21 protein-coding genes are annotated in these 21,903 nt (G+C 31.4%); 11 read left to right on the top strand and 10 right to left on the bottom strand.

Annotation, left to right across the window (positions count from 1 at the left end; all coding sequences use genetic code 11):
- Positions 1–63: 63 nt before the first annotated feature.
- Positions 64–1,200, bottom strand: a complete 1,137-nt coding sequence (locus B5X47_RS00205; protein ID WP_079588220.1) for an HpcH/HpaI aldolase/citrate lyase family protein — start codon at positions 1,198–1,200, stop codon at positions 64–66.
- Between the two features lie 178 nt (positions 1,201–1,378).
- Here B5X47_RS00205 and B5X47_RS00200 point away from each other — a divergent pair, with 178 nt between their 5' ends.
- On the top strand, positions 1,379–1,789 hold the full coding sequence (locus B5X47_RS00200) for a hypothetical protein (protein WP_079588219.1): 411 nt from the start codon (positions 1,379–1,381) through the stop codon (positions 1,787–1,789).
- A 17-nt stretch (positions 1,790–1,806) separates the two neighbouring features.
- The gene (locus B5X47_RS00195; protein WP_079588218.1) at positions 1,807–3,762 is read left to right on the top strand and encodes a molybdopterin-dependent oxidoreductase; all 1,956 of its coding nucleotides are present in this window, start codon (positions 1,807–1,809) and stop codon (positions 3,760–3,762) included.
- Between the two features lie 61 nt (positions 3,763–3,823).
- Here B5X47_RS00195 and B5X47_RS00190 read toward each other — a convergent pair whose 3' ends face one another.
- From B5X47_RS00190 to B5X47_RS00175, 4 genes are read right to left on the bottom strand one after another with little or no spacing between them, the layout of a single operon-like run.
- Positions 3,824–5,047 carry an FAD-dependent oxidoreductase gene (locus B5X47_RS00190; protein WP_079588217.1) on the bottom strand — a complete coding sequence of 408 codons (1,224 nt, stop codon included), beginning with the start codon at positions 5,045–5,047 and terminating at the stop codon, positions 3,824–3,826.
- Between the two features lie 9 nt (positions 5,048–5,056).
- On the bottom strand, positions 5,057–5,590 hold the full coding sequence (locus B5X47_RS00185) for a YeeE/YedE thiosulfate transporter family protein (protein WP_079588216.1): 534 nt from the start codon (positions 5,588–5,590) through the stop codon (positions 5,057–5,059).
- A gap of 45 nt (positions 5,591–5,635) precedes the next feature.
- Entirely contained in the window at positions 5,636–5,860 is a 225-nt protein-coding gene (locus B5X47_RS00180; RefSeq protein WP_079588215.1) for a sulfurtransferase TusA family protein, read from the bottom strand.
- A 42-nt stretch (positions 5,861–5,902) separates the two neighbouring features.
- Complete coding sequence (locus B5X47_RS00175; protein WP_079588214.1) at positions 5,903–6,613, bottom strand: YeeE/YedE thiosulfate transporter family protein; 711 nt, start codon at positions 6,611–6,613, stop codon at positions 5,903–5,905.
- 228 nt (positions 6,614–6,841) lie between these two features.
- Between B5X47_RS00175 and B5X47_RS00170 the strand changes: the two genes are divergently transcribed.
- Positions 6,842–7,738: a LysR family transcriptional regulator gene (locus B5X47_RS00170; RefSeq protein WP_079588213.1), complete on the top strand. Its 897-nt coding sequence runs from the start codon at positions 6,842–6,844 to the stop codon at positions 7,736–7,738.
- On the opposite strand, the gene B5X47_RS00165 is transcribed toward B5X47_RS00170, so the two are convergent.
- Entirely contained in the window at positions 7,735–7,953 is a 219-nt protein-coding gene (locus tag B5X47_RS00165) for a sulfurtransferase TusA family protein (RefSeq protein ID WP_013361646.1), read from the bottom strand. The genes B5X47_RS00170 and B5X47_RS00165 overlap by 4 nt on opposite strands.
- Before the next feature lie 119 nt (positions 7,954–8,072).
- On the opposite strand from B5X47_RS00165, the gene rffA reads away from it, so the two are divergent.
- Genes rffA through B5X47_RS00135 form a run of 6 tightly spaced genes read left to right on the top strand, consistent with a single transcriptional unit; the run spans position 8,073 to position 13,672 of the window.
- On the top strand, positions 8,073–9,221 hold the full coding sequence (gene rffA, locus B5X47_RS00160) for a dTDP-4-amino-4,6-dideoxygalactose transaminase (protein ID WP_079588212.1): 1,149 nt from the start codon (positions 8,073–8,075) through the stop codon (positions 9,219–9,221).
- On the top strand, positions 9,218–9,970 hold the full coding sequence (locus tag B5X47_RS00155) for a glycosyltransferase family 2 protein (RefSeq protein ID WP_079588211.1): 753 nt from the start codon (positions 9,218–9,220) through the stop codon (positions 9,968–9,970). Before rffA ends, B5X47_RS00155 begins: the two co-directional genes overlap by 4 nt.
- Before the next feature lie 5 nt (positions 9,971–9,975).
- Positions 9,976–11,202, top strand: coding sequence for an ATP-grasp domain-containing protein (locus tag B5X47_RS00150; protein WP_079588843.1), 1,227 nt, complete (start codon positions 9,976–9,978; stop codon positions 11,200–11,202).
- A gap of 22 nt (positions 11,203–11,224) precedes the next feature.
- The gene (locus tag B5X47_RS00145) at positions 11,225–12,202 is read left to right on the top strand and encodes an ABC transporter substrate-binding protein (RefSeq protein WP_079588210.1); all 978 of its coding nucleotides are present in this window, start codon (positions 11,225–11,227) and stop codon (positions 12,200–12,202) included.
- Positions 12,195–12,950 (top strand): ABC transporter permease, encoded by a 756-nt coding sequence (locus tag B5X47_RS00140; protein WP_079588209.1) that lies wholly within the window; start codon positions 12,195–12,197, stop codon positions 12,948–12,950. Before B5X47_RS00145 ends, B5X47_RS00140 begins: the two co-directional genes overlap by 8 nt.
- On the top strand, positions 12,950–13,672 hold the full coding sequence (locus B5X47_RS00135) for an ABC transporter ATP-binding protein (RefSeq protein WP_079588208.1): 723 nt from the start codon (positions 12,950–12,952) through the stop codon (positions 13,670–13,672). The genes B5X47_RS00140 and B5X47_RS00135 overlap by 1 nt, the downstream gene beginning before the upstream one ends.
- Here the strand turns inward: B5X47_RS00135 and B5X47_RS00130 are convergent.
- Positions 13,657–15,312 carry an ArnT family glycosyltransferase gene (locus tag B5X47_RS00130; RefSeq protein ID WP_079588207.1) on the bottom strand — a complete coding sequence of 552 codons (1,656 nt, stop codon included), beginning with the start codon at positions 15,310–15,312 and terminating at the stop codon, positions 13,657–13,659. The two genes, B5X47_RS00135 and B5X47_RS00130, sit on opposite strands and share 16 nt — an antisense overlap.
- 188 nt (positions 15,313–15,500) lie before the next feature.
- Here B5X47_RS00130 and B5X47_RS00125 point away from each other — a divergent pair, with 188 nt between their 5' ends.
- Both B5X47_RS00125 and B5X47_RS00120 read left to right on the top strand, forming a co-directional pair.
- The gene (locus B5X47_RS00125; RefSeq protein WP_079588206.1) at positions 15,501–16,472 is read left to right on the top strand and encodes a rhodanese-like domain-containing protein; all 972 of its coding nucleotides are present in this window, start codon (positions 15,501–15,503) and stop codon (positions 16,470–16,472) included.
- A gap of 202 nt (positions 16,473–16,674) precedes the next feature.
- Positions 16,675–17,607, top strand: coding sequence for a cation diffusion facilitator family transporter (locus B5X47_RS00120; RefSeq protein WP_079588205.1), 933 nt, complete (start codon positions 16,675–16,677; stop codon positions 17,605–17,607).
- On the opposite strand, the gene ilvB is transcribed toward B5X47_RS00120, so the two are convergent.
- The 3 genes from ilvB to ilvC are packed head-to-tail and all read right to left on the bottom strand — an operon-like array spanning position 17,604 to position 21,898.
- Positions 17,604–19,247 carry a biosynthetic-type acetolactate synthase large subunit gene (gene ilvB, locus B5X47_RS00115; protein WP_079588204.1) on the bottom strand — a complete coding sequence of 548 codons (1,644 nt, stop codon included), beginning with the start codon at positions 19,245–19,247 and terminating at the stop codon, positions 17,604–17,606. The genes B5X47_RS00120 and ilvB overlap by 4 nt on opposite strands.
- 6 nt (positions 19,248–19,253) lie before the next feature.
- The gene (ilvD, locus tag B5X47_RS00110; protein WP_079588203.1) at positions 19,254–20,912 is read right to left on the bottom strand and encodes a dihydroxy-acid dehydratase; all 1,659 of its coding nucleotides are present in this window, start codon (positions 20,910–20,912) and stop codon (positions 19,254–19,256) included.
- The gene (ilvC, locus tag B5X47_RS00105; RefSeq protein ID WP_013361634.1) at positions 20,912–21,898 is read right to left on the bottom strand and encodes a ketol-acid reductoisomerase; all 987 of its coding nucleotides are present in this window, start codon (positions 21,896–21,898) and stop codon (positions 20,912–20,914) included. The genes ilvD and ilvC overlap by 1 nt, the downstream gene beginning before the upstream one ends.
- Positions 21,899–21,903: the final 5 nt, after the last annotated feature.

Below are 21,903 nucleotides of genomic sequence, written 5' to 3'. Positions count from 1 at the left end.
CATAAAATTTCTTTTATATATATAGAATATCATACATAATTTGTTATTAAAAGTTATATTAACTTAAAATAAATCTACTGCAGAATAGTTCTCATTTAAAACGCCGTAAATTTTGCTTAAGCTTAGAATTTTATTAGACCAAATTTTATTATTAATCTGCTCGCCATAATTTAATGAAGGTTCGTTTGAAGAATTGATACTAAGAGCAAGCTCATAGTCTTTCCTTTCAACACTATAAAGAGCGTTGACAATAGATATTTGATTTGGGTAAACGACTGTTTTGCCGACACAGCCATTTAATTTATCAAGTAATATCTCCCTTATGAAGCCATCTAGGGAAGGATCATGTGTAAAGGCATGATTATATATAACTTTGTTTTGGTCAAAGGCATTGCTGCTTTTTGAAACAGTCTGAAAAGAAGTTATTTTTTTATCCCATGAAGATGAGTATATTGCTATATCTTCGTAACTTAAATTTATAAAGCTGTTTATTATGTCGTAAATTATACTAGCTGTTATTCCTACATCATAAATTGACATTGCTTCAAGCGAATTTACTCCAAGAACTGAATTAATATAAGAACCGCCAATTCTTATACCTAAAATCATATCTCTATACTCAAATATTGTTTTTTCTAGAGTAATTAATTCAGATATTCTAGAAGCTAGAGAAATAATTTCTTTGCTTTCTATTATTGGAAGTGCATATATATATTCTGAAATCAATCTTATTTTTTTTACCGTACTTAGATAAGCATCTGCGTTATTTGAGTTAAACTTTGGCAAAAAAAATCCAGAAATATATGAAATTATATCTTTTTCTTTAATTAAAATTTCATATAGTCTTTCGAATTGCAAAGGATCCTTGACGTGAATAAAAAACAAGGGAAGCTCATCTTTATTTATTCGATTTTCATTTTCAGCCATTTTTAAAGTTCTTAATGTATTGAGCAGAGTTTTTTCTGCAATATTAATATTTCTCTCTTCAATTAGATTTTCAAAGCACATTACGAAAGATGTAAGATGAGAATATCTTTTTTCTAGCAGATAGGGAGCAATATATTTAGTTGCTGGAAGGTATAGGGTTGCGCCTAGAGCGTATCTTAACTGATTTTTCTTTGTTGTATTATCAAAGGCTTCTGGTTTTTTATAGAAAATTTTATTAAGTTCAGAATCTGATAAGTGCATATAATGTCTCATAGTAATTCCCCTTTCAAAGTTTATGTAATTAGCGTTAACCTTAAGGGAAAAGCTGATATTAGATTTATACTCATAATCTAGTACATAGAAACATTATTTTATAATTGGAATTATTTATATAAAAAGGTTATAATGATTTTGTAACAAGACATTAAATTTATGGGTTGAAGGTGATGAAATGAAGGAAAACATGTTATATTTTGACTGGTATGTAGATGATAGAGTTTATTCGTTAGAATACGCAGGAATAGAAGATGATTTGGCTGTTTTGGAAACTGATAACTACATTTTGTATTTAACAATAGTTGGAGATACTTTAATTAAGAAAGATAATTTAAAATATAAAAATTACGATGATTTCCCATTGGACTTGAAGGAGCTAATTTCTAAAAATGGAATACAAGAGGAGTATGGCTCATATAAAGTAATTGAAAGCTGTTATTTTAATTATTGTATAAGCAAAAAAATAGGCGATGAAGAAGAATTTCTGTGCTGCTTTAATACGTTTAACCAAATAGGGTCTCAAGATGAAGAAAAATCTAAAATGAATCAATTGATAAATAGCTATATCGATACAATTAAGCAATAATATTCAAGGAGGATGGTATGGAGTTTAAACGTGCTTGTACTTTAGATTGTTTTGATTTATGTACATATGTGGCTAAAGTAGACGAAAATAAAGTAGTCTCAATAAAACCGGATAAAAATCATCCTTACACTAAAGGTTTTATGTGTTCGAAAGGGATGAAGCACTTAGATAGACTTTATGATAAGAATAGATTAAAAACTCCTTTATTAAAGGTAGATGGAAAATTTAAAGAAATCTCATTTGAAGAAGCTGTTAATATTTTTGCTCATAAAATAACAAAATATACATCGCAGTATGGCTCTACATCGATTTTAAGATATAGCGAATCAGGAGATTCGTCAGTTATGAAAAGCATTGCTTGGGAGCATTTTTTTAATTACTTAGGAGGAATAACTACTTCTAAAGGAGGGACCTGCTGGGCAGCTGGAATGGAAGCTCAGAAATGTGATTTTGGAGGAGCTTTAGGTCATTCGCTGGAGGATTTATTAAACTCAAATGCTGTAATTTTATGGGGGAGAAATCCTGCTAATACATCGGTTCATTTAATGAAAGCTGTGTTAGATGCACAAAAAAATGGAGCGACTATAATAACAATAGATCCTATAAGCACAGAAACTGCAAAAAAATCTGATTACCATATAAAGCCAAAGCCTGGAAGTGATGATGCACTGGCTATAGGAATCATTAAAAAACTTTTATTCAAAGACAAGTTGGATTATCAGTATATAGATAAATATTCACATAAAGGGACTGAGTTTATAGATTATATTAAAAGCATAGATATGAAAATCATATATGATAGAACTGGGCTTAGTGAAGAAACCTTTGATTTTCTTGCAGATATTTATATCAACTCTCCATGTGCAACTTATATAGGTTATGGAATGCAAAAATACAACAATGGAGGAAACTCAGTTAGACTTATTGATGCTCTTTGTTTTTTAAGCAAAAATATAGGAGTAGAGGGAGCAGGAGCAAATTATGCAAATAGAATTTATCCTTTGCTTTTGAATCTAGATCCTTTTAAGAGTGAAAAATATAAAAAAAATGAAAGAGAATTCTTTGTAAATGAATTTGCTGATTTTATTAAAGCCCAAGTAGAAGAACCTGTTAAGATGGCTATTATTTCTACTGCTAACCCAATGTCTCAATTTGCAGATGTACTTAAGTCTCATCAGGCATTTATATCTATTGATTTTACAGTAACCTTCGATATGTTTATGACAGATACTGCAAATTTATCTGATTTAGTTATACCATGTAGCAATACTCTAGAAACTGAAGATTTGATTTATAGCTCGATGAATTCCCCATATCTCAATTACAATCCTAAGGTAGTAGAACCTGATAATATTTTGATGGATGAATTTGAGTTTATAAAAGCGGTTTCAAAATTGATAGGTATAGATTTTCCAGATATACCAAAGAAAGATTACATTAAGGCTGTAATTGAGCCTGTCAAATCACAGGGCATAACGCTAGAGTCTCTAAAGAATGATTATGTTAATTTGCAAGCTAGTAGTGTACCCTATAAGGATTTGATATTTCAAACTCCATCAACAAAATATGAGTTCTATTCAGAAAGAGCTAAGGCTTGGGGATATCCTATGGCAATCTTGCAATGTGATATGAAACTGCCTAAGTATCCATATAGACTACTTACTCCACACAGAAAGGATTCGTTATTTAGTCAGCATCTTTTTGACTATGAAGGAATACCATTAGTTTATATGTCTGAAAAAATAGCAAAAGAAAAAGACCTAGATAATGAAGATACAGTTATAGTAAAAAATGACAAAGGAAGTATAGAGGCAAAAGTTAGAGTGCAAGGGGAGGATGAAGTAGTGTACATTTATACAGGCTATCACCAAAAACACGGAAATCCAAATATTTTGACCTCGAGCGAAAGCTCTGATATTGGAGGGCAAGTCTCTTACCATGAAACATTCGTAGATATTGAAATGAAAAAATAGACCCTTTAATGGGTCTATTTTTTAGGGTTTTACTATGATTAGGTTTAGTCAGTTTGTTTAGTTAAATAAATGCTGCTTCTACATCTTGCTCATTATCAATTTCTTTGATGATTTTAGATATTTTACCATCTCTAGTAGCAACAAGAGCAGGGAAAGTAGTAACACCAAGTCTGTTAGCAAGACCAGTTGATTTATATATATCTACTTTTGTCACTTTAACTTTGTCTTTATATTTTGCTTCAAAGCTGTCTATTATTGGAAGAAGCTCTCTACATTTTTCATCAACGGCATTCCAAATATAAACTACGCCTGGAAGGTCTTTGCTCATGATTTGAGTGTGGAAGGTCTCGCTTTCTGCAAGATATTTTTCTGCTGCGTAACCAGCAATAGCGCCATCGCCAACTGCTGTCGCAACCTGCTTAAGGAATTTATCTCTAACATCACCAGCAGCAAAAACTCCTTCGATATTAGTTTCCATTTTTTCATTTGTAAGCATATAACCATTCTTATTCATATCAAGAATACCTTTGAATATTTCTGTGTTAGGAATATATCCGATGAATAAGAAACAAGAATCTACATCTATAGGAATAATTTCATTAGTTTTAACATTTCTTAAGTTTACTCTAGTCAGTCTTTCATCACCTTCAAAGCTATCAACTACTGTATTCCATTTGAAATCCATTTTTGAGTTTTGAAGGGCTTCATTTTTTGCGATTTCGTTACAGTCCATCTTACCTGTATCATGCATTACAGAAACAATAACTTTTTTTGCAAACTTAGTTAAAAACATACCCTCTTCGATAGCAGCATCTCCACTACCAACTACTAATACTGTTTTATCCGTATTTGAAGCAGCGTCGCAGGTAGCACAAAATGAAATTCCTTTATCATATAGGAAAAGCTCCTCATTTTTAGCTCCAGTTAATCTAGGTTTTCCGCCTGAAGCAACTATAACGACTTTAGCTTCGAAAATATTTCTAAATGTTTCTACTTTTTTTATTTCTCCTTCTAAATCAACAGATTTTACATCTGTAAGCTTGAACTTTACTCCAAATTTCTTTGCTTGCTTATGAAAGTTGTCCATTAAACCTAGACCTGTTGTTCCTTCTGGAAATCCAGGATAGTTTTCAATTTCATTTGTATATGTAGCAAGTCCACCTACTAAAGATTTCTCTATTACTAGAGTGTTTAATCTAGCTCTACCACAATAAATTGCAGCTGTAAGGGCAGCAGCTCCACCACCTATAACTACTACGTCATATGATTCAACTTTTTTATCCATTTTGTCCTCCTACATGAAGTATTTTACTAAAAGCTTGCTACCTAAAAAAGCTCCTATGAAAAGCGCTATTCCAAATATCCAGCCTGATAGTGATAATGAAGCTATACCACTATAGAAAGCTCCTATATTACATCCATAAGCTAGTCTAGCGCCATAACCCATCAAAAATCCTCCTAAAACGGCAGCTATTACTTGCTTCTTGCTTTTGATTTTTTTGAATTTAAACTGAGATGCCATTAGAGTAGAAAAAAGTGCTCCAACAATTACACCTAAATTTCTTATTGACCCTGGATCATTTAAAAATCCAGCTTTTAAAGTTGCTTGAGCACTTTTTGTACTAAAATAACTCCAGCTATCCACATTTCCACCAAATAATTCAAATACCCAAGCGCCCCAATTTGCAAATGGTCCAGTAACACCCCATGGGTTACCAGTAACGGCAAAGGTTATTATTTGAAAAACTGAAAGTAATACAGCACCCATAACATAAGTCATTGGATCCTTAAACCATAATTTATAATATTTATTATTCTTTATATCCAAAGAGATTACCTCCTTAATTTTCGTTTGTATAATAGAAAAGGCATATTATGCCTTTTCTATTATTACTTCCCACTCACCGTCATCTACTTCTTCGATTTCTACATTATGTCCTTCTTTTCTTGCCCATTCAGGTACATTTTTCATAGCACAGCTGTGGTCGATTTGCACTATAAGTACGTCACCAGAAGCTAACTCTTTCATAGCATTTTCTGATTTAACCAGTGGAATTGGACAAGCCTCGCCTAGACAATCTAATATTACTTCTTTCATTTTAGAAATCCTCCTTAAAAGTTTTGATTAAAAATTAGTATTTTAATTAGCTTCATTGGTTTTTTTATTTTCCCATTTATCAGCTAAAATATACACACCTGCAATAATAAGTAGCTGTACAACTACAGCCCCCGCCCAACCGAAAATATCTGGAAGGAAAACCGATGGCCCTTTAGAAATAAATACTTTATGCCACCAACCAAAGTTATTTGCACCAACCAAAGAACCTATTACAAAGAATACTAATGATAGCATTTGCATTTGAAAGCCTTCACCAACTCTCATCAGAGTTCCAGAAGCACAGCCTCCTGCTATAACCATACCTATACCAAAAATTACTCCTCCAAATATAGTGGCAAAGCTTATTGGAACTATGTAACCTTGACCAGGAATAGGAAGCCCGTTTATATGTGCTCCATATTTTATTGCTGTAAATCCAAGCGTAGTAATTGCTAAAGCTACCATTACAGCTCTAGTAACGCTAGTGCTTCCAGTTAAAAGCGGGTCTCTCATGGAAGCTGTAAAGCAAAATCTTGATTTTTGAAGTATAAATCCAAAAGCATTACCTGTAATCCAAAAGAAAGCTAAATTACTTGATTTTGTTGATAGATAAATACCAAACAATACAATGAAGAAAAAAATTCCTATTCCAAAGGGAATCTGGTTCTTCTTAGGTTTTCTGCGTGAGCTAGATGAAGCTCTACTACTTCTTCTTGAAGAAGCAGAAGTTTCTGTAGAATTAATTTCAGACATCTTTCACACTCCTCTTGTTATATTTTTATTAATCTCTTTATGCTTTGATTATAGCATAAGGCAATAGGTATTACTTATTGCTTGTGATTATATAATATAAGTACTTTCTATGGTAGAGGTTTTGCTATAAGTATTGCTTATAATCTTATAACTAGATATAATATTTGTTAATAAAATAACTGTTTAGATATTTCATATAAATTTTGGATTAATAAGGAGATTACTCAAATGAACATTGAATACTTAAGATTTTTTTATGAGGTAGCATCAGTGAAAAGCATATCAAAAGTTGCTAATAATTCACATATTTCACAGCCTGCACTCAGCCAGCAGATACATAAATTAGAGGATAATCTAGGATATAAGCTTTTAGATAGAAGCAATAAAGGAGTTCAGTTAACTGAGGCTGGCAAAATTGTTGAAAAATATGCAAAGAATATATTAAAGGTATATGAAAATATGCTAGTAGATTTAAATGATATAAGCAATAACAATAAGGCTATAAGAATAGATGCCTTTCCTACGATGGCAACTTATGCACTTCCATGTACTATATATATGATAAAAGAAAAATATTCGAATTATAATTACTATCTTAATTCCGACTACTCACAGAAGGTTGAAAGCAACATAATAAATGACGTTTGTGATGTGGGATTTATTGAAGGAGCACCTGATAATAATGATTTATTTTATTCCTCAGTTGGTAGGGATAGAATGGTGATTGTTGCAGAAAAAGATTATGATATACCAGATAAAATAGCTGTAGATGAGTTAAATAGGTATCCTATGATACTTTTAATCGAAGAGTATAAAGCTCAAAAAGTATTAGAAAAGAAACTTATGGATTTAGGCTTTGATATAAAAAATCAGAATGTGTTATTTAGTTTAGATTCTATAGAATCTATAAAAACATTATTGATAAAGAGCTTAGGAATATCGATTCTTCCATATAGCTCTATTAAAAAGGAGCTGTATCTTAAACAATTAAAAGAAATTAAAGTTTTTGATGAGAGCTTAGAATATGATGTAAACATAATTTATAAAAAGGATAAAGAGATGGATACAAGCGTAAAAGAGTTTATTGATTTCCTTAAAAAAGTAGGAGAAAAAAGCTTTTGTTAATTTACCTCTACAAAAATTTCCCATACACCAGTTATAACTTCATCAAAATAGAAAGTGTAGGGGGATTTTTGAAGAATATCTTTTATATTTTCTAAAACGCAGCTATGGTCAGTGATTAATTTTATAGTTTGGTTAGCAGAAGCAGTTTTAATTGCGTCTTTAAGTTTAAGGATTGGAACTGGACACATATCACCTAGACAATCAATCTCTATCATTTCTATTCTCCTGACTGTGGTTTGATTACTAAACAAAATTAATAATTAAGTTAACACTATAAGTATAACTCATACTTACACAAATAAACAATTATAAAAAGCAAAGAAGGTTAATAGTTATGGAAATACCTTTTCATAAGGAATATCACTTTGAACAAGAACTAGAATATGTTAAAGATGCCTTTGATATTGGAGTTACAGCTTCAGATGGAAAATATACAAGCAAGGCAAAAGCTTTATTAAAAGATAAATTTGGGTTTCAAGAAGTATATATGACAACCTCGGCTACTCATGCTTTGGAAATGGCGGCACTTATACTTGATTTTAAGCAAGGAGATGAAGTTATATTGGCTTCATTTAATTTCCCATCGGCAGCTAATTGCATAGTATTAAGAGGAGCTACTCCTGTTTTTGTTGATTTGGATCCAAAAACCATGAATATATCTCCTGAGGAAATTGAAAAAAATATCTCTAGTAAGACAAAGGCAATTATAGTTATGCATTATGCAGGAATAGCCTGTGATATGGATAAAATTATGGAAATATCAAAAAAATATAAACTACCTGTTATTGAAGATGCGGCTCAAGCATTAGGTTCAAAATTTTATGATAAAAATCTAGGAAGCATGGGGGATATGGCATGCATTAGCTTTCATAGTACCAAGAATTTCATAGCAGGAGAAGCAGGATGTTTAATTATAAATAGAAAAGATAAAGAGTGGCTAAAAAAAGCTGAAATTATAAGACAAAAAGGAACAAATAGACAAGATTTAATTAATGGAAAGGTGTCAAAATATGAGTGGGTAGATCAAGGATCAAGTTATTGTCCATCAGAAATTCTGATGGCAGTTTTGTGTAGTCAACTTGAAAACTTTGATAGAATAAATAGTAAAAGAAAAAAACTTGCTAGCATATATTTAGAAAGATTGAGTAAAAAGAAATATAAAAACTATTTTAGACCTATGATTTTACCTGAGTATGCAAATTCCAATAATCATATTTTTTATATAATTACAAAGAACAAAATTATTAGAGATGAACTTCAGACTTTTTTAAAAAAGCATAATATAGGTTCAGCTTTTCATTTTATTCCGCTACATAATTCAATTATGGGGAAAAAATATGGTTTTGAGAGTAATGAGCTAAAGTATACTGATAATCTAAGTCAACGCTTACTAAGGCTTCCGTTGTATAATGCTATTTCTGAAAAAGAGATTAATTATGTTTGTGATTATATAGATAATTTTGTTGGAGAACAGATATTATGAAATCCAAAATATCAATTGTAGTTCCTGTTTATAATAGTAGTTTAACTTTGATGAGTTTATTTAAAGAAATATATAGTGAGTTTATAAATAAAAATAAAGATTTTGAAGTGATATTTGTCAATGATTCAAGCAAAGATGAAAGTTTAGATGTACTAAATAAAATCTACAGTGAATACCCAGATAAAACAACTGTAATTTCATTAAAGAAAAATTATGGACAGCAAAATGCAATTTTGTGTGGGTTTAGATATTGTGTATATGATTTAGTTGTTACTATGGATGATGATTTGCAAAATCCAGTAACTGAGATTTTCAAAATGGAAGAAAGGCTCAACCAAGGTTTTGATGCAGTTTATGGTGTTGCTAAGCATAAGCAACATAATTTATATAGAAATTTAGGAAGTAAATTGACGAATAGTACATTTAATGTGCTTGTTGGAAAACCAAAGCATATAAAAATAGGAAGTTTTAGAGTAATAAGAAAAAATATCATAGACGAAATAATAAAAACAGATAAAAACTTTATTTATATATCAGCTTTATTATTTAAAAGAACTACAAATGTAACATATATAGATGTAAGTCATAGACGAAGAGAAGTGGGGAAATCAAATTATAATATAAGAAAATTAGTTAGGCTCTATATAAATTTAATTATTTATTATAGCAGATTAAATTTTGATACTTATATCAATAAAAGACCTCAGTATGAAATAGATTTTATCAAATTAAGGAGGAAAAACTCTTGAAATTAATGATATTAGGAGGAGGCTCATGTCAAGTCAATGCAATAAATAAAGCAAAAGAATTTGGTCATGAAGTTATTGTAGCTGATTATCTTGATAATCCACCAGGCAGAGAAATTGCAGATACTTTTGTTAAAGCGAGCACTTTTGATTACGGTAGATGCTTAGAGGAAGCGAAAAAATTTAATATAAATGGAGTAATGACTTTAGGTACAGATCAGCCAGTTTTGACTTGCGCAAAAGTTTCAGAAGAATTAGGGTTACCTTTTTGTATTGATGTAGAAACGGCAGTAAACGTTACTAACAAAAGTAAAATGAAACAAATATTTGAAAAAAATAATATACCAACTGCAAATTTCAGATTTATAAGTAAAAATTTTATGGAGGAAGAATTAAGTAATTTAAATCCTCCCTTCGTTATAAAACCCATTGATAGTCAAGGACAAAGAGGAGTATACAAATTAAATACTATAGAGGAAATAAAGACTGATATCGACTCAGTGTTGACATTTTCAAGAGCTAATATAGCACTCATTGAAGAGTATTATGAATCAGACGAGATTACTGTAAGTGGGTGGGTCTATAATAAAAAGCTGAAAATACTTACTATAACAGATAGAAATACTTTTAGCTCAGGTAAACATATAGGTATATGCAAGAGCCATGTTTTTCCTTCTAAATATTATGATAAATATTATAAAGAAATACATGATATAAGTGAAAGAATAACAACAGCATTTGATATTGAAAATGGACCTATTTATTATCAACTGTTAATTGGAAATAGGGGAATAATTGTAAATGAAATAGCTGCTAGAATAGGAGGAGCTTATGAAGATATTTTTATTCCTATAATAACTGGAGTCGACTTTTTAGATTTTCTGATTAAATCGAGCCTTGGAGAAAAAATCGATATTTCTAAAATTGAGAACTATGATATAGATAAAAACAAAGAGTTTTTAAAGGTTATTATGTTATTTGCAAAGCCAGGCTTAATAAATAAAATGACTGATATAAATGAAATCGTATCAATGAATGGGGTTTTAGCAGCTGGATATAATTATAAGGCTGGAGATATACTTGGAGACATTCAAGACGCTAGACTTAGAGTTGGATATGTAGTTATAAAAGGAGATAATAAAGTTAACCTAGATGAAAATATTGATAGAGTTTTTAGTAAACTAAAAATATATAATGAGCACAATGAAAATATTCTACTTGATTTAGAAAATTAATGATGTAGTGGGGGTAATTACGATGAGAATATATAATAAATTAAAAACGTCAGCTGTGATTTTGCTTGTAGTAATAGTTTCAATGAATTTAATATCGTGTTCTTCAAAAAAAGCCGAAAATACAGATAATCTAGAGATTAATATAGGATATCAATTTGGAACTGCCTATTTTCCACTTGAGATAATCCAAATTAATAAAATTATAGAAAAAAAGTATCCTAATACAACTATTAGCTGGAAGCAGCTTGGAAATACTGCTGCTATAAGAGAAGGTATGCTTTCTGGGGATATAGATTTTGGATTTATGGCGATTCCTCCATTTTTGATTGGATATGATAAAGGTATGAACTGGAAAGCTTTTACAGGACTTTCTAGTGTTCCTTCATCACTTGTAGTAAATTCGCCAGATATAAATACTCTTGGGGACTTTACTGCTCAGGATAAAATAGCATTACCTCAGCAAGGGAGTGTACAGCACATTTTACTTTCAATGGCAGCAGATAAAGCTTTTAATGAGCCGAAAAAATTTGATTCTATGCTACTTGCAATGAGTCACCCTGATGCTATGGATATACTTAGAACTAAAAACGAAATAAAAGGACACTTTACAACACCTCCGTATACTCAGATGGAATTAAAAGACAAAGACATGAAAATAATACTGGAATCTAATGAAGCTTTTGGAGAAGAATTCACATTTATAATAGGTGCTGGAAAAATAGAAAATGAAACAGATATAAAAAAAGTTAAAATCTTAAATGAAGCTATCAAGGATGCCCTTATTTATATTGAAGCTAACCCTGAAGATAGTGCTGCTATTTTTTCTGATAAATACAATATGACAATACCGGAAAGCAAGGATTTTATGAATATGGAAGGGGTAAAGTTTAATCAGGAAATAAAGGGAGTAAATAGATTTAGTGAATTTATGAATAAGGTAGAGTATATATCAAAAGCTTATAACGAAAAAGAAGTAATATGGGATGGGTACTATGATTAAAATTAAATTTTTTTGGATTTTTTTAATAGTAATGCTATGGTCAATATTGTTTAAACTTGAGATATTTAATCCAATATTATTTCCGTCTCCTAGCTCAGTTATTACTGCTCTAGGACACTCGTTTTTTCAGGAAGATTTACACATTAAATTAGCATACTCTATTTCATTTATTCTCAAAGGTCTTGCTTTGGGATTTTTAGTTGCATGTATGTTAGTAATTTTTTCTTTGAATAACAAATATATAGATAGCTTATCAGATACATTGGCTTCAATGCTAGATCCACTTCCTTCTTTAGCTATACTTCCTATAGTTATTTTGTGGTTTGGAACGGGGAAAAATTCTATTATTTTTATTATTCTTCACTCTGTAATTTGGCCTGTTATGGTGAATATTAAGAGTGGAATAAAGACTCAGCCTATAGTATATAGAGAGCTAGCAGATTTGATTGGAATAAATAAGCTTCAGCGTTTTTTTGAAATTCAGCTAATCGGTGCACTGCCAAGCGTTATTACAGGGCTAAAAGTAGCTTGGGCTAGAGCTTGGAGAGCTTTAATAGGAGCAGAAATGATATTCGGAGCTATCGATGGAAAAAGTGGTATCGGGTATTATATATTTGAAAAAAGAGTTTTTATGGATACAAATGCTATGTATGCAAGTCTTATAGTAATTGTACTATTAGGTGCTTTGGTGGATTATTTATTTTCAGTTTTTGAAAACAAAACTTTAAAAAAATGGGGAATGATATAATGAAACCTATTTTAGAAATTAAAAATTTAAATAAGTCATATAAGGGAAGCAAAGTTATTTCAGATTTATCGCTTTGTATTATGAAAGGCGAATTTGTTAGCATACTTGGGAAATCAGGTTGTGGAAAATCAACTTTACTTAGATTAATTGCATCGATGGAAACAAAAGATGAAGGCTATATAGAGATAAACAATAGTGCTTATGATTATAAAGTATTTATGATTTTTCAGAATTTCAATCAGCTTTTTCCTTGGAAAACAGTGCTTCAAAATGTTAGCTTTCCTCTTGAAAAGCGTAAAAAATCTAAATTTAGAAAAAATGATATAGTCAGTCTGGCAAGAAACTATTTATCGCTTGTAGAATACGATGATGATTTAAATAAATATCCTTTTCAACTTTCTGGAGGGATGAAGCAAAAGGTAGCACTGGCAAGAGCACTTTGCCTTAATCCAGCACTTTTTCTCATGGATGAGCCATTTGCCAGTCTAGATGCACAAACTAGAACTTCAATGCAAAATCTACTAGTCGATTTGAGTGAGAAAAAAGAGATGACAGTTTTATTTGTCACCCATGATATTTTAGAGGCGCTAAATATATCAGATAGAATAGTTGTTTTAGGAGATACTATTATAGACATTCCTCTAAACATACCTAAAGAACATCGATTAAAAAATAATGAGATTTTAGATTTATACGATAAGATATATCAGTTAATTGGGTAATTAACTTTATAAATTGTAATGTCCCAGTAATCCTTAACAGCAATGGATTTGTATTCTTCATAAAGGCCAGTGAATTTAACCATATGCATGGGATAAAGTCTAGATTTACTTTTTGAAATTATACTGCATCTTTGAGCTAAAAATACTTCTAAATCTGGATAAAAATTTATATTGCCATAAACCCCATTATAGTGAGGCTTATTATTATAAAAAAAACTTAGATCTTCAGTGATTACTATATATTCAATTTTATTTTTTTCAATATATTCCTTAATGCTTAAATTATTTTCTTCAAGATATGGCAAATTTCTATAATCATAAAAATTTGAGTTTTGAAAATAATAGTGAGTATTTAGATTGCTTAATACTATACTATCCGATGGTATAGCATTTAAGACCTTTAGATATGAATTATATTCGAGATTCTTATAGGGCATTATATTTATATATGAAAAATAGCTAGAAATAATTATTATGCTAATTAAGACTAGATTTTGGGCTTTAGAACTTAAGTTTCTGACTAATAACACGGCTAAAATATAATAAAGTGGGAACTGAAAAATAATACTTGTTTGATTAAATCTTCCAATAATCATAGCTCCTAAATTTAAACCTGCTATACTTAAAATCATATATAATAAACATGTAAATTCAGTTTTTTTATTATTTGTATAGTTTTTTACTAATTCAATTAAAGATAAAATAAAAGTAGTTATAAAAAATACAAACTGGAAATCCAGATTAGGTATGTAATATGTTTTTCCGTTTCGCTCTATAATATCCTTGTAAAATTTAGTAAAACCTTTTATTTTTCCAACAATAGATGAGTCAACCTTAAAACTTTTGCCATAAGAAAAGTAATGAGCTACAAAGTCACTATCGAAATAAAAGCTAAGTAGCACAAATGAAGCAGCGAACAAAGAGACTGTTGTTAAAAATATAAAAATTTTATAATCTTTTTTTTGTTTATTGTAAAAAAATTCAAAACTATAAATTAAAAAAATAGGTAAAAATATTATAAAACTATTAGGATGAATTCCTATGGATAAGCCAATTAGCGAGCCAATTAAAAGTGGCTCGCTTTTTATTGTAAAAACAGAAAGCTTATTAAAAAGCATATTTAATTTTTGGTTTCTAGATGGTGTCAAAGTTATATTAAATCTACAGATAAATAAAATGTATAGGGAAACTAGAAATATAAAAAGCAAGAGTATTTCTTGCCTTGCAAAATGTGAAGCATAAATAAATTGAATGTCTACAGCTAATAAAAGTGTGCCTAAATAGGAAATTAAAGTTTTATTTGTGAGCTTTTTTAACAAAATATAAAATATAAATAGTGTCAATAGACCAAAGATAAGAGATATTAATCTCACTGAAAAAATATTATAACCCAAAAAGTAGATGAAAGGGATTTGAATCAAATGAAAAATTACTTTTAATGCATGAGGATATCTAGGCATTAAATCAAAAAAAGGTTCAGTAACAGATAATGAGGTATTTTCGAGCATATTTTTAGATAAGCCGCTAAGCCATGGCTCATCAGAATGAACGAAAGGAAATTTATCTAAATAAATTAGATTTAAGGATATATATGAAATTATAGTTATGAATAACAATATTTGATTTTTATTTATTTTCATTTTACTACTCCTAATTTTTTAACTTAATATATCTTAATATAGATTTTAATTATTGTCACATGTGAAATGTATAACAAAACCTTATGTAGTATAACTAATATATATTAGTTGGAATGAAAATTAGATGTTAATATTTAGTTAAAGATAAAACGTTAAAAAGATAACGTTAACATTAGGAGGGTATATAAATGAAAAGATTGAAATCAAAGTTTTCTGTTATTTCACTTGCATTAATTATGTCTTTATCACTTGCAGCATGTGCTCCATCTCAAGAGCCAGCTCAAGAAGCTCCTCAAGCACCAGTTGAGAGCACTGAAACTGAGCAAGTAGAAGAAGCCGATGTAGTTAAAGACGCAGCAAATGCATATTTTGCGAATATGCCTGAAAACATTTACAAAATTGATGAAAAAGAATTGGTTGAAAAAGTAAAAGCAGAAGAAGATATGTTGGTAGTTGATATTAGATCAAACGAAGACTATAACAAAGGACATCTTAAGAATGCAGTAAACATTCCTTGGGGGCCGGCAATAGCTGAAAACCTTGAGAATTTACCAGTAGATAAAGATGTTTACTTATACTGCTATACAGGACAAACAGCTGGACAAGCTACAGCTCTTCTTAATATGGCTGGATATAATGTTCGTTCTATAAACTTAGGATGGAAATTAGGACTTTCAAATGTTGAAGGTATCGAGGAAGTAACTCAAACAGAAGCTGTAGAGCTAGTAAAATCTACTCCAGCAGATATTGCTCCAGAGTTAAAGGATGCAATAAAAGTGTACTTTGATGAGTTAGTAGCAGCAAAAGGAACTACTTACGAAAATCATAAGATAAGCGAAGATGATGCAAAAGCTTTATTAGATGCAAAGGATGAAAGTATCCAGTTCCTATCAGTTAGAAAAGCAGAAGATTATGCTAAAGGACATATTGAAGGAGCAATTAACATTCCATTTGGAAAGGGAATGCAAGAATCATTTGGAACTTTACCAACAGACAAAAAAATTATTGTTTACTGCTATACAGGACAAACAGCTGGACAAGCAGTAGCAGGTCTAAGAATTTTAGGATATGATGCAGTTTCCATGAACTTTGGAGCAGGAACACCAGCAACAGGTGAAGGTGGATGGATTAATAAGGGATACCCTCTAGTACAAGAATAATAAAATTAAGAACTCACAAAAGTTTAGTCTTTTGTGAGTTTTTTATGTTTGTTTTTAAGAAAAATGTTATTATATATAGAAATGGCTAAGCTTATTCAAATAAATTTCTAAACAAAAACATAAGCTTAGGGCTATAATATAATTTTGAATACAATATAAATCATTGAGTAAATTTGATTTTTTTAGAAGAGGATGTTATAAATTGATAAAATTAATTATAAAAAAATTTGTAAAAAACTATAATGACGTAGAAAATAAATATGTAAGAGAATCCTATGGGATATTGTCAGGTATTTTAGGCATCCTATGTAATTTATTTTTGTTTGGACTCAAGCTGACTATAGGATTAATTATGAACAGTATAGCCATAATATCTGATGCATTTAACAATCTATCCGACATGGGTACCTCTATAGTAACTATACTAGGAGTGAAAATGAGTAATTCTTTACCCGATGAGGAACATCCATTTGGTCATGGAAGAATAGAATATATATCTTCTCTAATAGTCTCTTTTATAATCATGTTAGTAGGCTTTGAACTATTAAAAAGCTCAGTAGATAAAATACGAAATCCTGAAGAAGTAATATTTAATCCTATATTAATGTTGATTTTACTTATGTCAATTTTAGTTAAAATATGGATGTTTTCTTATAACACTTATATTGGAAAAACTATAAATTCAAGTATAAATAAAGCAACTGCAGCTGATAGCCTTAACGATGTTATAGCAACTAGTGCAGTGATTTTATCTACAGTAATTCAGCGCTATGTAAATGCTCCAGTGGATGGGTTTGTAGGAGTCCTTGTTTCTCTTATAATAATCTACACTGGGTTTAATATATCAAAAGACACTGTAAATATACTTCTTGGACAATCACCATCAGAGGAAACTGTAGAGAAAGTATGTAGTTTCATCCAAAAAAATGAGTATATTATTGGAATACATGATTTGAGAATACACGATTATGGTCCAGGAAGATCGATAGGTTCTGTTCATGTTGAGCTGCTTGATTCACTTGAGTTAGTTCATGCTCACTCAATCGTAGATAAAATAGAAAAAGATATTATAAGCCAAACTGGGATAGATATAGTAATCCATGTAGACCCAGTTGGCAAAGTAAGCAAAATTTAATCCTCAGTGAGTAGAGTATCAATAGATTTCCCAGGAGGGACTATTGGATATGCTCCTATATCACTATCTAAAAGGCATTCTATTAAATTAATCTGAGATTTATCCTGAACTTTTAGGATTGATTCTAATGTATCTAAATCTGAAGCTTTATAATAGTTTATTCCATATGCTTTTGATAAAAACTCTAGGTTTAAGCCATCGTTTATATCTGTTTGAGCATACCTTGAATTGCAAAATAGATTCTGCCACTGCCTTACCATTCCTAGTGACGAGTTATTAAAAAGCAAAATTGTAATAGGGATGTTGTGCCTTGAAAGAGTAAGTAGTTCAGGGTGGTTCATTCTAAATGAGCCATCTCCGGTTATAAGCAGAACATGAGAATCTGGATTTCCAAGCTTTGCACCAAGAGCTGCGCCCATCCCAAAACCCATAGTACCAAGTCCACCAGATGTTGCAAATTTCATAGGAAGCGAAAACTTCCAGAATTTAGCGGTCCAGATTTGATGCTGACCAACATCGGTTACAACTACAGTATTTTCTGGTACAGATTTTTGAGTTACAGTTAAAATATTTTTTGGATGAAAGCCTTCATAATCTTTTGCTAAATAATCATTGCTTCTAGTATGAGGGGATTTATATTCCATAAGCTTAGTGCTTATTTCATTCATGATTTCGTTTAAATCACCTAGAATTTCATATGAAACATCAATATTTTTACCTAGTTCAGTCTCATCAACATCAATGTGAACTATAGTTGAATTTTTAGTAAACCCGTTTCTATTACCTATAGCTCTATCAGAGAATCTTACCCCTACACCTAAAATTAAATCACTTTCATAGCAAAGCATATTTGCGTCTTTATCGCCATGCATTCCGACAATGCCATAAGATAGGTTAGAATTTCTATCAAAAGAACCTAGACCCATAATTGAGTTCACTACAGGAATATTGTGTTTAGTAGAAAGCTCATGCAAGCTATCCCAAGATTTACTTTTTATTACTCCACCACCAGCGTAAATAACAGGCTGTCTAGATGATTTAATTAGATTAACCACCTTGTCGATTTCAGCTTGATAGTTTAGATGTCTTTTATCTGTAGTTTTATCAATCTTATGATATTCCTTAGTCTCTATTTCCTGCATAAAAGCATCCTTAGATATATCTATTAATACAGGGCCAGGCCGGCCATTTTGAGCTATATAAAAGGCTTTAGAGACTACATCTTTTAAGTCATTAGCATCTGTTACTAGGAAATTATGTTTTGTTATTCCCATAGTCAAGCCAGTTATATCTATTTCTTGAAATGAGTCCTTGCCAAGTAGTGATTTTCCTACTTGACCAGTGATTGCTATAACTGGAACAGAGTCCATAAAAGCAGTAGCCAGCCCAGTAATTATATTAGTTGCGCCGGGACCTGAGGTTGCGATGCAAACACCAACTTTACCTGTAGTTCTGGCATAACCATCTGCAGCGTGAGAAGCTCCTTGTTCATGACAAGTTCGAATTTGTATAAAACCCTCAGACTCATACAGGGCATCAAAAAGTGGAATCACAGCTCCACCAGGATAACCAAAAATAACATCCACGCCTTCTTTAGAAAGGCACTCTATCAGGTATTTTGCACCGTTCAATGTATTCATTCCTTTCTATTTATAAATTGCACCTTTAGAAGCTGATGATACTGAATCAGCATATCTTTTTAAGTATCCAATATTTTGCTTTGGCAATTTTAATTTAAATTCTGCAGAAGCTTTTCTTCTATTTAGTTCTTCTGTAGATAAATCTAGATTAATAGAACCCTTATCGATATCAAGAATTATAATATCACCATCTAAAACTAATGATATAGGACCACAAACCGCTGCTTCTGGAGAAACATGACCAATTGCAGCTCCTCTGCTTCCACCAGAAAAACGTCCATCTGTGATTAGGCAAACTTTATCATCTAAGCCCATTCCACATAAAGCTGAAGTAGGGGATAGCATTTCTCTCATTCCTGGTCCCCCTTTAGGACCCTCATATCTTATTAATACTGCATCATCTGGCTGTATATTTCCAGACAATATTTCATTTACTGCTTCCTCTTCGGAATCAAAAACTCTAGCATTAAGAGTTTTATTGAACATCTTTTCATCTACTGCAGATTTTTTTACAACGCAGCCGTCTGGAGCTATATTTCCATACAAGACTTTTATTCCTCCTGTAGGTGAATATGGACTACTTATATCTCTAATTACTAATCCTTTTTTTATGTCAGCTATAAGCTCGCCAAGAGCTTTATCGTATACAGTTTTTACATTTAGATTTATTAGATTTGCTTTAGAAAGCTCATTCATTACAGCATATATTCCACCACTGTCGTTGAGATCCTCTATATGAGCTTCACCAGCTGGTGATAGCCTACATAAGTTGGGAACTTTTTTGCTAACCTCATCAACCAAGGATAAATCAAAATCCACCCTTGCTTCATTTGCGATAGCAGTTAAATGAAGGATGGTATTTGTAGAACATCCAAGTGCCATATCTACAGCTAGTGCATTTTGGAAAGCTTCCTTGGTCATTATATCTCTAGGAAGAATATTTTTATTTACTAAATCAACGACTAACTTACCAGATTTACGTGCCAATAGCTTTCGTTTTGAAAGTACGGCTGGAACAGTACCATTTCCTCTCATAGCCATACCTAAAGCTTCTGTAATACAGTTCATAGAATTCGCTGTGAACATTCCTGCACAGCTTCCGCAGGTAGGACAAGCCATATTCTCTATTTCTAACAGTTCCTCAGATGTGATTTTATTATCAGCAAAGCTTCCAACAGCCTCAAAGGCACTAACTAAATCCAAATCTTTAGTAGCAGATTTTCCTTTAAGCATGGGGCCTCCACTTACTATTATTGAAGGAATATTAAGTCTAGCTGCAGCCATAAGCATAGCTGGAACAGATTTATCACAGTTTGGAATCATCACTAGGCCGTCAAATGCATGTGCTTTTACCATCACTTCTATACTGTCAACAATAAGCTCTCTACTTGGCAAAGAATATCTCATTCCCTCATGATTCATTGCTAAACCATCGCATACTGTTATGACAGGAAACTCAAATGGTATAGCTCCAGCAGCATAGATTCCATTTTTTACTTCTTGGGCTAGTTCTCGTAGATGGATATGGCCAGGGACAATTTCATTAAATGCATTTACGACTCCAATGAAAGGTTTTTCAAAGTCCTCATCATCAAGTCCCAGAGACTTAAGCAGAGCTCTATGAGGAGCTCTTGCATAGCCTTTTTTTAGGTTGTCACTATTCATTACTTATCACCTTCAAGTTTCATCATTGTTCTTAAGCTTTTGCCTGTATTGACAATAGGGTGTTTAAGCTCATCGGCTTTAACCTGGTTATAAAAAGGTCTACCTGTTCTATTTTCTTCAATCCACTGATTTGCAAATGTAGCATCTTGTATCTCTGAAAGTACTTTTTTCATTTCATTTCTCACTTCCTGATTTACTATCCTACGTCCTACCCTATAATCTCCATATTCAGCAGTATCACTAATGCTATAACGCATTTTCTCAAATCCACCTTCATAAAGTAAGTCCACAATTAGTTTCATTTCATGAAGACATTCAAAATATGCTATTTCACTTTGATAGCCAGCTTCTACTAAGGTATCGAATCCTGCTTTAATTAATTCTGTAACCCCACCACAAAGTACAGCTTGTTCACCGAATAAATCAGTTTCTGTTTCCTCTTTAAAGCTTGTTTCAATAGCTCCTACTCTTAATGAACCTAGGGCTTTTGCATATGCAAGTGCTTTATCTTTAGCATTACTGCTGTAGTCTTGGTGTACAGCAATGAGGGCAGGTACTCCGCTTCCTTTTTCATAGGTTCTTCTTACAAGATGCCCTGGTCCCTTAGGAGCAACCATAAAAACATCTACAAACTCTGGTGGAACGATTTGTTTATAGTGAATATTAAATCCATGAGCAAACACAAGTGATTGACCAGGTTTTAAATTTTTTTCAATCTGGCTGTCATATACTTCCTTCTGCTTTTCATCAGGTAATAGAACCATAACAACATCAGCTTCTTTAACGCAATCATCAACAGACTTAACAGTAAGCCCGCTTTCCAGAGCCTTTGACCTGCTATTACTATCTTCTCTAAGACCAACTAATACATCAAGACCTGATTCTTTTAAGTTAAGTGCATGAGCGTGACCCTGGCTACCGTAACCAAGAATAGCTATTTTTTTACCTTTAAGTACATCTGCTTGAACATCATTTTCGTAATACATTTTAA

This window comes from Acetoanaerobium noterae, assembly GCF_900168025.1.
Lineage (GTDB): Bacteria > Bacillota > Clostridia > Peptostreptococcales > Filifactoraceae > Acetoanaerobium > Acetoanaerobium noterae.
This window is presented reverse-complemented; position numbering and strand designations above follow the sequence as displayed.